We start from the raw sequence: 12,171 nt of genomic DNA on the forward strand, positions 1-12,171 counted from the left end.
CGCGTAAGTCGTAATAGGTTTCCGCCGCCGCCTGGTAGGTCGCGATTTTGCCGACATTGCTGTTGGGTGAAGCATTGCGGAACGCCGGGGCTGCTGCCTTAGACGCATTCAGGTTACGCAGCTTGTCCGCGCCATCGGGATCGGTGATCGCTGCAACAAGCGGGTCGCGATAGCGACGCTTGCTGGGCTTCTTACTGTCATAGTGCTTGGATTTATAATCTGTGCGAGCAACAGGTCGCGGGGAATACTCAACAGGAGCAACCGACGCCTTGCGATACGTTTTCGTTACGCGGTTCGCGCTTGACTTGGTTTTTACCGGCGAACGCTTGCCAAATAGTTGCTCGACATCGCGTTTAAACTCTCTTCCAAAGCCCGCCAGTGTGGTCTTTTGTACCTTGCCGTTCCGTCCCTTAGCTTTAGCAGAGGCTTTGGCTGACCGGTGGTGTTTTGCCTTTTGCTTCTTGTTAAACCCGAAAGCCTTTTCCACGCGGTGCGTTTTGGAGTTGGCCTTGCCGGCATCTTTACCCGCGCTTTTGGAACCCTTAGCTTTGCCGGATTTTCCCTTTTCGCCACTTTTGTTGCCGTCGTTGCCTTTTCCGGACTTACCCTTGCCTTTGTTACCATCGTTGCTTTTTCCAGAATTACCTTTGCCGCCGCCGCGGCCCTTTCCATTGCCATTATCATTCTTGGCATAAGCGGCGTCAGGGGAAAGTACCAATGTCACGGTCGCACCCGATGCAATTGCGAACGCTGTAATGGTCAAAACAGATGTCAGGATATTTCGTAGTTTTGAAATGGTCATCTCAGCCCCCCAGCTTCAATCCCTTTGTCGTATATCACGAATTCGAGAGAGGCAGGGAATTTTGCCGAGATTGTTTCTTTGGTGGTTCTTTTGACGCGAATATCTCTGAAAAATGGGCCTATTGTTTCCGGTTTCTGAAAAAACAAGGACTCCGACGGTGACTATCGCGTCAGTTCCCGCATACCTTGTTCTAAACCCGCCAGCGTCATGGGTACCATGCGATCTTCGAATATCTCACGGATCATGCCGATCGAATGGGTGTATTCCCAATACTTCTCTGGCACTGGATTGATCCACAGGTTCGATGTCCACTGTTCGCGTGCACGGCCCAGCCAGACTTGGCCAGATTCCTGATTCCAATGCTCATTTGCACCACCGGGATAAGCGATCTCGTAAGGACTCATCGAGGCATCGCCGACAAAGATGCATTTGTAGTCCGGCCCGTATGTGCGCAAGACCTCGTGCGTCGGAGTTTGCTGATCCCAGCGGCGGCGATTGTCGCGCCAGACGCCTTCATAGAGGCAATTGTGGAAGTAGTAGTATTCCAGATGCTTGAATTCGGTTCGGGCCGCTGAGAACAGTTCTTCGACAACCTTGATATGCGGGTCCATCGATCCGCCCACGTCCAGAAACAAAAGCACTTTGACGGCGTTGTGTCGTTCGGGTCGGGTTTTGACATCCAGATATCCGTGTTCAGCCGTAGCCCTGATCGTTCCATCCAGATCAAGCTCTTCCGCTGCACCTTCACGCGCCCAGCGGCGCAGGCGTTTCAAGGCAACCTTGATGTTCCGGGTGCCCAGTTCAACAGTGTCATCTAAGTTTTTGAATTCGCGCTTGTCCCAGACCTTTACGGCACGCTGATAGCGGCTTTCTTTCTGGCCGATGCGCACGCCTTCGGGGTTGTAGCCATAGGCACCGAAAGGTGAGGTGCCCGCGGTGCCGATCCACTTGTTACCGCCCTGATGGCGACCCTGTTGGTCCTTGAGGCGCTCGCGTAGCGTCTCCATCAGCTTCTCAAAGCCACCAAGCGCCTCGATCTCGGCTTTTTCTTCATCCGACAGGTGCTTTTCGGCCATCTTTGCAAGCCACTCGGCAGGAATATCGACCGCCTCGAGTACTTGATCGAAACTGATTTCACCCAACCCTTCGAAACTGGCGGCAAAGGCACGGTCGAACTTGTCGATGTTGCGCTCGTCTTTCACCATCGAAACGCGCGCGAGATAGTAAAACGCCTCGACATCGTATGTCGCCAAGCCCTTTTTCATCCCTTCCAGAAACGTCAGGTACTCGCGCAGAGATACGGGAATGCCAGCGTTTCGGAGGTTTTCGAAGAAGGGCAGGAACATCGTTCTATACCAGACGGACAATGACCAGTGAAATCACCAGCCCGACCAACGCAAAGGCAATGCCGTAACCTGCAGCGTATTGAGCCATATCCGCACCGCTTCCGTTACGTTTGCGTGCTGTCAACGCGCCCAGAATCGCGCCCAGAATAGCCATGCCCAGAACCACTATCATGTGACGTTATCCACCCGTGCTTGTGGCGGCTGACTGCGCGATGTCTTGTGTGACCGAGCGCACCACCAAATCCGAGCCGAAGCCGTAACGTGCCCATCCGATACTGTCCAGCCGAACGCGACGTGCCTGATCTAGTCGACCGGACTGCCGCAGTGCCTCGGATTTGAGCAGCAGCAGGGTGGCCAGAAGGGCGGCGTTCTCGGCCTTGGTCATGACATTGATTGCTTTGTTCAATTCGGGCAGGGCCTCGGTGCCCTGACCCTGTGCCAAAGCAAAGGCTGCGGTTTGTGCCGTGATATGAGCGCGCTGAATTTCCGTTCCCGGGGTGGCGTTCAGGTATTTCAGGGCAATTTCATATTGCTGCTGCGCCGCCTCGGGGTCGTCGAATTGCCCCATGCGCCCTAGCAGATAATGCGGATAGGCGCGGCGGTGGTCGGTCCAGCCTTGCTGTTGACCAATTCGCGCTGCCTCGTTCGCAGCGTTGACGCGTTTGGCCGTACCAGCGCCAGCCCCCAAAGCGCGTTGAACTGCGTTAATCCAGGCCCGAGGTGTCTCAGTAACCTGTTGTGGCGCAACCCGATCCCCTCTGGGGTTCAGCCGGCTGAGTACGCCGGGCAGAACCGCTGCCACCTGTTCGCGTGTCATGCCATTTTGCAGCTCAGGCGCATAGGCTGCGCGCAGGATCAACATGTCGAATCCGGTCAGAACCGTGTGGAAATTGTCGTCGTTGAATACTGAATCGGTTAGGCGATAGAGGTCGTTCAGAGGTCCAAGTGCCTGAGCCAATTCTTCATGCAGGCAGTCCCGAATTTCCTGTGGGCTGGCATCGTAGGGGATGAATATCCCGATCCGTTCACGTTTTCGCAGTTCGGTCCAGTTGCTTTTGCTTTTGCGCCTGTCACGGCGGTATTCTTCCAGACTTGAAGAGTTGGGCACGACGAAACAGGCGGCCTGCGGCAGGATGCGGCGGATCTGTTTCTGGCTTACAGCCTCGATCGTGATGTTCGCCTGACCCTCTGGAATCTGCCGGATGTCGATCTTCGCCTCACGTTGCAACCGGGTCAGTAGCCGACTCAGGTCGGTCTGCATCGTTGGTGGCGGTGTCCCAGTCAGACGCACCGTGATCGGTCCATCAAACCGGGTGAAGACCGGCAGTTCCGCGCCGCTTTCAAGCGCGAAATGCAGTGAGAGGAAGTCGGCAGCGATATTCTTGTTCGAACGGGCAGGCGGGCTTGGACGAGCAGCGCCGAAGGATTTAGACGGCGGCAGCGAAGCTTCAATCACCTGGGTACGGGTCGGCGTCTCGATCCGGTCGACCGTGGTGCAGGCAGACAGCGCCGCCAGAAGTAGGGTTGCGCCTAAAAGCCTCATGGTCGCTGATACTTCAGGAACGGCGACAACTTGCCGATGCGGTCATAGAGTTTGCGTGCGGTATGGTTGTTTTCCTGCGTCAGCCAATAGACTGAGGGGGCTTTCTGCCTGTCCGCTTCTTCATAGACGGCCTCAATCAGGGCGCGTCCAACTCCGGTGCCTCGCGCTTCTGGGCGGGCATAGAGATCCTGCAGATAGCAGACACTTTCTTCCTTCCAGGCGTGGCGATGAAACAGGTAGTGGGTCAGTCCAAGCAGTTGCCCATCCAAATCCGCGACTATACAGGAAAAGTCATTCGGATCATCACCTAAGAGCCGCGCAAAGGTGCTTTGGAAAGTCGAATCCGGCACTTCGGTTTCATAAAATGCCAGGTAGTCACGCCACATTTCGGCCCATTGATCCTGGTCTTCTGGTCGCAAGGGGCGAATTGTGAGGGCGTTAGTCATTTTATTATTTCCTGCTCTGGAGGCCCGATTGGCGCGGGGTCTTTCGTTGATGTAATGCTGACACCCGACCGTACCGATGACAAGCTGTGATCACCGCTTGCTACGCGCCATAAAGGCCAGCCGTTCAAACAGGTGTACGTCCTGCTCATTTTTTAGAAGCGCACCATGCAGCTTGGGCAGTGCATTCACACCGTCGCGTTTAAGGTCCTCAGCGCTCAAGTCCTCAGCCAAGAGCAGTTTCAGCCAGTCCAGCACTTCCGAGGTCGAGGGCTTTTTCTTCAAACCCTGCGTTTCGCGGATTTCGTAGAACTGGGTCAGCGCGGTGGTCAGCAGCGCATCTTTGATGCCGGGGTGATGGACTTCGACGATACGGCGCATCGTGGCTTCGTCTGGAAAGCGGATGTAGTGAAAGAAGCAGCGGCGCAGGAATGCGTCAGGTAGTTCCTTTTCGTTGTTCGACGTGATTATGACGATCGGGCGGTTCTTAGCACGGATCGTCTCGCCGGTCTCGTAGACGTGGAACTCCATCTTATCGAGTTCTTGCAATAAATCGTTGGGAAATTCGATATCAGCCTTGTCAATCTCGTCGATCAGTAGCACAACCTTTTCATCCGCATCGAATGCCTGCCATAGCTTCCCCTTGCGAATATAATTCGAGACATCGTGCACGCGTTCATCACCTAGCTGACTGTCACGCAAACGGCTGACCGCATCGTATTCATACAGTCCCTGCTGCGCGCGCGTTGTGGATTTCACGTTCCACTCAATCATCGTCAGCCCCAGCGCGCCTGCGACCTGTTTCGCCAGCTCGGTTTTGCCGGTACCGGGTTCGCCCTTGACAAGCAGCGGGCGTTCCAGCGTGACGGCAGCGTTCACGGCAATGTTCAGATCGTCGGTGGCAACATATTCTGCGGTGCCTTGAAAACGTGCGGTCATGGGACCCCTCATGTGGTTTCCGCGGAATGCGGGCTGGGTTTGCTCTGCTCGGGTTACAGAGCGGCAAGGTTATTTACAAGCCGGGCCGCAGCGTCGCGAAAGGATGGGATGGGCTGTAAGTCCAATCTGTTTTGGGCGATTCGTTCGGGGCGGGGTATCGCAGGGGTTGAAGCTGCCTGAAAAACGCCTTGCGAGAACCACAGAAAAACAAGGTTTTGTTGTTACAAGTCTCAATATTAGAGCAGTCGGAGTGACGCGGCGGCGAGGCATACGTTTGTGTAGTGACAATCTCTGCCCCGTCGGATAAACGCTCCGCAGAAGGGGGTGCCGAATGTCAGGTAATACAATCGCAACCGACGTTTCAGGCCATACCGAGGGAGCAAATATGAAGCAGGAAGTTTTTCTGCCGGAAGATTACCGTCCGGCTGAAGATGAACCTTTCATGAATGATCGCCAGCTTGAGTATTTTCGCCGCAAGCTGATGGATTGGAAGACAGAACTACTCGCAGGCAGCCGTGATACGATCGAAGGTCTGCAGGACAACACCCGAAACATTCCCGATGTCGCTGACCGCGCAAGCGAAGAGACCGACCGTGCGCTGGAACTGCGCACCCGGGATCGTCAGCGTAAGCTGGTGGCAAAAATCGACTCGGCCCTACGCCGGATCGAAGAAGGGGAGTATGGATATTGCGAGAAGACCGGTGATCCGATCTCGCTCAAGCGCCTAGATGCGCGTCCTATCGCGACTATGACGCTTGAGGCGCAAGAGCGTCACGAGCGCCGCGAAAAGGTCCACCGCGACGATTGATCGCTGGGAAATTGCAACAAAACAACTGCGCCGGGGCCTGTCGCCTCGGCGTTTTTGCGTTATGGCAGGTCCATGAATATCAATGGTCTGAATTTCTGCGTCATTGGCGGCGGCATTGGGGGCATGGCGGCGGCCCTCGCACTGCGAAGTCAGGGTGCTCAGGTGACGGTTCTGGAGCAGGCCCCAGAACTGACCGAAGTTGGTGCTGGATTGCAAATCAGTGCGAACGGGATGGCGGTACTGCGTGCGCTAGGCGTTGCTGGTAAGGTCCCGGAAGCTGGACAAATCTCGGGTGGGACCGTTCTGCGCGATTACCGTAATGGGCGCGTGATCAGTCGGGTCCCGGTCCCTGCCGCTGGGTCGACTTACTATTATCACCGGGCAGATCTGCTGGACCTGTTACACAAAGCCGCCTTGCGCTCTGGGGTGGATATTCGGCTGGATGCACCTGTCGCGAAGGTTCATAAACACCCAAGCGAAGCCGAGATCGTTCTGGAAAGCGGCGAAAGGCTGCGTGCGGAATGCGCGATCGCCGCAGACGGTGGGCGCAGCGCTATCCGCCCGATCTTGAATGGCCCCGAGGTCCCGGTGTTCACCCATCAGGTTGCCTGGCGAGCAACGATCCCCTGGACCCAGCCAGAAGAACTGCCATGCGCGTCCTTGACGATGGGGCCAGGCCGGCACGTGGTAACCTACCCGCTGCGCGATCAACGCCTCGTGAACATCGTGGCCATAGAAGAGCGTTCCGACTGGCAAGAGGAAGGCTGGCGACGTCAGGGTGATCCCGACGACCTGCGAACCCGGTTCGCCGATTTTGGCGGACCGGTTGGTGACATATTGTCAAAGATTGACGAGGTTCACCTTTGGGCTCTGTTTCTGCGCCCCGTGGCGCAAATCTGGCAGAATGGGCGATTGGCCTTACTTGGGGATGCGGCGCACCCGACGTTGCCTTTTATGGCCCAAGGAGCTTGCCTGGCACTGGAAGATGCCTGGGTCCTGACACGCGCGTTCCAGGACAACTCAGGCGTCGCCCGCGCATTGGCTACCTATGAAGCCACTCGACGACCGCGTGCCAGGCAAGTGGTTGGCGCCGCAGGCGCAAATGCGCGTAATTTCCACCTTCGTGGGCCAATGAGGCTGGCCGCGCAGGCCGCCTTAATGGCGGTTGGTCCACGCTTGGCACGGCGCTACGAGTGGATCTATAGCTACGACGCGACCGCGTAAGCGTTCACAGGTCGAGATCAACCCAGACCGGCACATGGTCCGAAGGTTTTTCGTGCCCCCTCACTTCGGCATCGATCCTGCAATCACGCATCAAATCTGCAGCTTGCGGCGTCAGAAGAAAGTGATCGATGCGAATCCCGTCGTTTCTGTTCCACGCGCCGGCTTGATAATCCCAGAATGAGTAATGACCGGGGCCTTGCGTTCGTGCGCGAAAGGCTTCGGTGAAGCCCAGATTCAATACCTTACGGAATGCAGCGCGACTTTCGGGTCGAAATAGCGCATCCTCGCGCCAGGCGTCGGGGCGCTTGGCATCTTCGGCCTGCGGGATGATATTGTAATCCCCGGCCATCAACGCGGGTTCCTCTGATGCCATCAAATCGCGGGCACGATCATAGAGGCGCTCCATCCACTCAAGCTTGTAGTCATATTTCGGCCCCGGCACCGGATTGCCATTTGGCAGATACAATCCGCAGATGCGCAGTGCTCTCTTTCCTATGACAGTAGCTTCGATCCAGCGCGCCTGCTCATCACTTTCATCACCGGGCAACCCACGGGAGACATCCTCAAGCGGCAATTTCGAAAGGATTGCAACGCCGTTGAAGCTCTTTTGCCCGTGGGTTTCAACGTTATATCCGCGCTCCTCGAAAATCTCGCGGGGGAAATTCTCATCAATAGATTTGATTTCCTGCAGCAACACAACATCGGGCTGCGCCTCATCCAACCAGCGAGGTAACGCCTCGGCCCGTGCCTTGATACCGTTGATGTTGAATGTGGCGATTTTCATGCGTGATCCTCCGGTGCCATTGGCAACCTATCGCGCAGAATACACGCTACGGCAAGTTGCCGAACAAGTAAGCGAGGCTCTGCCTCGCGCTCCGAGGTATTTTGGGCCAGATGAAGAAACGGATTCTTAACCATATTCGTCAAAACTGAGTATGCGGTACAGGCGGAGGCGCCGATGACCGCGCCAGGTGAAGTTCTCTGACTTTGACTGTCAGAGAGCGGATCCCTCTTCATCTGGCTAAAAATACCTTGGGGGTGTGGGGGCAAAGCCCCCACTTGGCGCTACATCGAGAACGATGTGCCGCAGCCGCAGGAAGACGTGGCGTTGGGGTTCTCAATCACGAAGCGCGCGCCGATGAGTTCCTGTGTGAAATCAATTACCGCGTTCTCCAGAAACGGCAGAGAGATCGAGTCGACGATGACCTTTTGGCCTTTGCCCTCTAGCACCAAATCGTCCTCTTTCGGCTCATCCAGGGCGATCTCGTATTGAAAACCGGAACATCCGCCACCCTCCACAGCGACACGCAGGGCCTGGCCCTGATCTGCGGCACCGATTTCGGCCAGGCGTTCAAAGGCGCGTTCTGTGACTGTTGGGGGCAGATTCATGCCGGTCTCCAAAGGTTTATTTCCTTAGCATCGTACAATATATGGAACCTAACGACAGGCGACAAGGACAAGACCTTTGGACAGAGCGGGTTTTGCCTCGGACCCAGGCCGCGCAAGGGGGCGGCTTGTACCTGAGGAGGAAAGCAGTTTTCGGTCATGCTTTCAGCGCGACCGGGACAGGATTATTCACGCTAGCGCATTTCGGCGGCTCAAACACAAAACCCAAGTGTTTGTTGAGCATGAGGGTGACAGTTATCGAACCCGCCTGACGCATTCCATAGAAGTGGCTCAGGTGGCCCGAACGATTGCCGGGGCCTTAGGCCTGAACGGCGAATTGACCGAAGCGGTCGCGTTGGCGCATGACCTCGGGCATACACCGTTTGGTCACACGGGCGAGGACGCTCTGCATGCGTTGATGGAGCCATATGGTGGCTTCGATCACAACGCGCAGGCCATTCGGATCGTAACCAAACTTGAGCGTCACTACGCCGAGTTCGATGGGTGCAACCTGACCTGGGAATGTCTGGAAGGGATAGCCAAGCACAACGGGCCGGTCACTGGTGCATTGCCTTGGGCATTGGCCGAGTGTAATCGGGGCTTTGACCTCGAACTTCACACCCATGCGAGCGCCGAGGCGCAAGTCGCGGCGTTGTCAGACGACATTGCCTACAACAACCACGATCTGTTTGACGGATTGCGGGCGGGATTGTTCAGAGATGAAGACATTCAGCAGCTTCCCATAATTGATGCCTGTTTCGCCGAAGTGGATGCCAAATTTCCGAGTCTTGACCCTTATCGCCGTCGGCACGAGGCGCTCAGACGGGTATTTGGCGTCATGGTTTCGGATGTTATCGACACCTCACGCGCGTTGATAGCGGTCTCGGGGGCGCAGTCGGTCGAGGATATCCGCCATCTGGGTTATCCGGTCATTCAATTCTCGGATGATCTTTGGGCGAAGCTCAAACAGATCCGCGCCTTCCTGTTTTCGCGCATGTATCGCGCACCGAGCGTGATGGAAGTGCGCGTCAGTGTCAGCAAGGTGGTTGAGGAACTGTTTCCGATTTACCTGTCCGATCCCAAACAGATGCCGCGCCATTGGCACAGCGATATCAAGGCGGCAACGGATGAAACCGCGCTGGCCCGCATCGTCTCGGATTATATTGCGGGCATGACCGACAGGTTTGCGCTGCAAGACCATGCCCGGCTGACCGGAGATCACTCGATCGCAATATAGGCGATGGCCCAGACCTGTTGGCTGGCTTGTGTTTGAGCCAGTTCAGCATCATCCGTGGGCGGGAAAACGATCATCGTGGGGCCGTAACTACCAATGCCCATCGGCACGCCATCCGCGTGGGTGGCCACGATGGGTTGATGTGTCTCGATGCTTTCCCATGGAATTTCAGCCTGATAGCCATCCATAGCCATGGGCAGAGCAGATTTGCCCCTCGCACCTGCCATCGTCATCACGTCAGATAACAGCGGACCAGCGAAGGTATAGTCGCGCTGGTTCTCTGGCGGGCCATAGCGGATGGTTATTTCGATCTGATCCAACCCGTCCAGCATGGCAGCGTCAAAGCCTGCTGCACCGTCATGTGTGACTTCGAGAAAACCCAACAGCCCACCGTCATTCTCAGCGCGCGCGGGCAGATTGGTTTCGGTGATGGCGCCACCGAGCGTCAGCAATACGTGGCCTTGAGGTGAGGGCATCTCGGCCCATGTGGGCAGGGCGGTGGTCAGCAGCAAGGCGAAGGGCAGGGTAAGGCGCATTCAGGGGCTCCGGTCACGGTTTTCCCCGACCTTAGCCCTGATAGCGGTTAATCCAAGCGCAAAATTTAGGCGTCCATTGACCTTGGCGCTTTGCGTGGTAAACCCCGCGGCAAGCAAAAGGACATCCGAAATGAACCTGTTTTCCGAGATCCGCGGCCTGGTACTGGACGCGCTGGCGCAGATGCAGTCCGAAGGCGCGCTGCCTGAGGGGCTGAGCTTTGACAACGTGGCGGTTGAGCCTCCGCGCGATGCGGCGCATGGCGATATGGCGACCAATGCGGCGATGGTACTGGCGAAACCAGCGAAGATGAAGCCGCGGGACATTGCGGATGTGCTGGCAGGCAAGCTGTCTGCGGACGGTCGGATCACCAGCGCCGAGGTGGCAGGTCCGGGCTTTCTAAACCTGCGGCTTGCGCCTTCGGTTTGGCAGGGAGTGTTGGCTGCGGTGCTGGAAAAGGGCACCGATTATGGCCGTTCGACCATGGGACATGGTCAGAAGGTGAACGTGGAGTATGTCTCGGCCAACCCGACCGGCCCGCTGCATGTGGGCCACACGCGGGGGGCTGTGTTCGGTGATGCGCTAGCAAGCTTGCTGGCCTATTCGGGCCATGAGGTGACCCGCGAATACTACATCAACGATGGCGGCGCGCAGGTGGATGTGCTGGCGCGGTCGGCATATGAACGGTATCGCGAGGCTAACGGGCTGAGCCCCGAGATCGCAGAAGGTCTCTATCCCGGCGATTACCTGATCCCGATCGGTCAGGCGCTGAAAGAGAAATACGGCGACAGCCTGATCGACAAGCCTGAAAGCGTATGGCTGGAAGAGCTGCGCGAGTTCTCGACCGGCGCTATGATGGACCTGATCCGCGCCGACCTGAAGGCGCTGGGTGTTGAGATGGATGTGTTCTTCTCAGAGAAGTCGCTCTACGGCACAGGGCGGATCGAGGCTGCGCTTCAGTCGCTAACCGACAAGGGCCTGATCTACGAAGGCGTTCTTGAGCCGCCCAAGGGTAAGAAACCCGAGGATTGGGAACCGCGCGAGCAGACCTTGTTCAAGTCGACCGAACACGGGGATGACGTCGACCGCCCGGTCAAGAAATCGGACGGCAGCTGGACCTATTTTGCCCCGGATATCGCTTATCATTATGACAAGGTGAGCCGTGGGTTTGACGCGCTGATCGACGTATTCGGTGCGGACCATGGCGGCTATGTCAAACGGATGAAGGCGGCCGTTTCGGCCCTTTCCGATGGTAAGGTGCCGCTGGATATCAAGCTGACCCAATTGGTGAAGCTGTGGAAGAATGGCGAGCCGTTCAAGATGTCCAAGCGGGCAGGGAACTTTGTCACGTTGCGCGATGTAGTCGATCAGGTCGGGCCTGATGTAACCCGTTTCGTGATGCTGACCCGCAAGAACGACGCACCGCTGGATTTCGATTTCGACAAGGTGTTGGAACAAAGCCGCGAAAACCCGGTGTTCTACGTCCAATACGCCCATGCCCGCGTCATGAGTGTGCTGCGCCGCGCCGCTGAGGCCGGGATTTCTGCCGATGATGCTACGCTATCTGGGGCAGATCTGGGCAAGATCGACCACGCCTCTGAGCTGACCGTTGCCAAGAAGCTGGCAGAATGGCCACGTCTGGTTGAAATCACCGCTCGCACAAATGAACCGCACCGGGTTGCCTTCTATCTCTATGAATTAGCAGGAGATTTCCACGCGCTGTGGAACAAGGGCAATGACGAAACCCAGTTGCGCTTCATTCAGGATGGCGATGTTGCCACAAGCCAATCGAAAATCGCACTGGCCCGGGCTGTTTCTGTTGTGATTTCAGCGGGCTTGGGTATTCTTGGCGTTACTCCGGCGCAGGAGATGCGATAACAAATATCGCCCGAACCGCCGGTCTGAGGCAGAC

The 12,171-nt window shown here is 56.8% G+C and carries 13 protein-coding genes; 4 read left to right on the plus strand and 9 right to left on the minus strand.

The annotated features are described in order from the left end of the window. The 6 genes from ACR0MP_RS03740 to ACR0MP_RS03765 all read right to left on the minus strand — a co-directional run. The coding region (locus ACR0MP_RS03740) for a hypothetical protein (RefSeq protein WP_480886911.1) at window positions 1–802 on the minus strand (802 nt) is incomplete at its 3' end. 161 nt (window positions 803–963) lie between these two features. Beyond that, window positions 964–2,148 (minus strand): vWA domain-containing protein, encoded by a 1,185-nt coding sequence (locus tag ACR0MP_RS03745; protein ID WP_170406394.1) that lies wholly within the window; start codon window positions 2,146–2,148, stop codon window positions 964–966. Between the two features lie 4 nt (window positions 2,149–2,152). After that, window positions 2,153–2,320 carry a hypothetical protein gene (locus tag ACR0MP_RS03750; protein ID WP_170396648.1) on the minus strand — a complete coding sequence of 56 codons (168 nt, stop codon included), beginning with the start codon at window positions 2,318–2,320 and terminating at the stop codon, window positions 2,153–2,155. 6 nt (window positions 2,321–2,326) lie between these two features. After that, window positions 2,327–3,691, minus strand: coding sequence for a DUF2927 domain-containing protein (locus tag ACR0MP_RS03755; protein ID WP_480886913.1), 1,365 nt, complete (start codon window positions 3,689–3,691; stop codon window positions 2,327–2,329). Then, on the minus strand, window positions 3,688–4,137 hold the full coding sequence (locus ACR0MP_RS03760) for an N-acetyltransferase family protein (RefSeq protein ID WP_480886915.1): 450 nt from the start codon (window positions 4,135–4,137) through the stop codon (window positions 3,688–3,690). Before ACR0MP_RS03760 ends, ACR0MP_RS03755 begins: the two co-directional genes overlap by 4 nt. 90 nt (window positions 4,138–4,227) lie before the next feature. After that, on the minus strand, window positions 4,228–5,073 hold the full coding sequence (locus ACR0MP_RS03765; protein WP_170406386.1) for an AAA family ATPase: 846 nt from the start codon (window positions 5,071–5,073) through the stop codon (window positions 4,228–4,230). A gap of 385 nt (window positions 5,074–5,458) precedes the next feature. Between ACR0MP_RS03765 and dksA the strand changes: the two genes are divergently transcribed. Together dksA and ACR0MP_RS03775 are read left to right on the plus strand one after the other, a co-directional pair. Next, the gene (gene dksA / locus ACR0MP_RS03770; RefSeq protein WP_074736317.1) at window positions 5,459–5,881 is read left to right on the plus strand and encodes an RNA polymerase-binding protein DksA; all 423 of its coding nucleotides are present in this window, start codon (window positions 5,459–5,461) and stop codon (window positions 5,879–5,881) included. A gap of 72 nt (window positions 5,882–5,953) precedes the next feature. Then, a complete protein-coding gene (locus ACR0MP_RS03775) occupies window positions 5,954–7,105 on the plus strand; it encodes an FAD-dependent monooxygenase (protein ID WP_480886917.1) in 1,152 nt (383 codons plus the stop codon). Window positions 7,106–7,109: 4 nt separating this feature from the next. Here the strand turns inward: ACR0MP_RS03775 and xth are convergent, their stop codons facing one another. Next, complete coding sequence (gene xth / locus ACR0MP_RS03780; protein ID WP_170406381.1) at window positions 7,110–7,889, minus strand: exodeoxyribonuclease III; 780 nt, start codon at window positions 7,887–7,889, stop codon at window positions 7,110–7,112. Between the two features lie 281 nt (window positions 7,890–8,170). Then, window positions 8,171–8,494, minus strand: a complete 324-nt coding sequence (locus tag ACR0MP_RS03785) for a HesB/IscA family protein (protein WP_170406378.1) — start codon at window positions 8,492–8,494, stop codon at window positions 8,171–8,173. A gap of 76 nt (window positions 8,495–8,570) precedes the next feature. On the opposite strand from ACR0MP_RS03785, the gene ACR0MP_RS03790 reads away from it, so the two are divergent. After that, window positions 8,571–9,728: a deoxyguanosinetriphosphate triphosphohydrolase gene (locus tag ACR0MP_RS03790; protein WP_170406375.1), complete on the plus strand. Its 1,158-nt coding sequence runs from the start codon at window positions 8,571–8,573 to the stop codon at window positions 9,726–9,728. Here the strand turns inward: ACR0MP_RS03790 and ACR0MP_RS03795 are convergent. Continuing rightward, window positions 9,710–10,261 (minus strand): molybdopterin-binding protein, encoded by a 552-nt coding sequence (locus tag ACR0MP_RS03795; RefSeq protein ID WP_170406372.1) that lies wholly within the window; start codon window positions 10,259–10,261, stop codon window positions 9,710–9,712. The genes ACR0MP_RS03790 and ACR0MP_RS03795 overlap by 19 nt on opposite strands. Window positions 10,262–10,391: 130 nt before the next feature. Here ACR0MP_RS03795 and argS point away from each other — a divergent pair, with 130 nt between their 5' ends. Next, on the plus strand, window positions 10,392–12,137 hold the full coding sequence (argS, locus tag ACR0MP_RS03800) for an arginine--tRNA ligase (protein ID WP_480886920.1): 1,746 nt from the start codon (window positions 10,392–10,394) through the stop codon (window positions 12,135–12,137). Window positions 12,138–12,171: the final 34 nt, after the last annotated feature.

Source organism: Ruegeria sp. K3 (assembly GCF_056531845.1).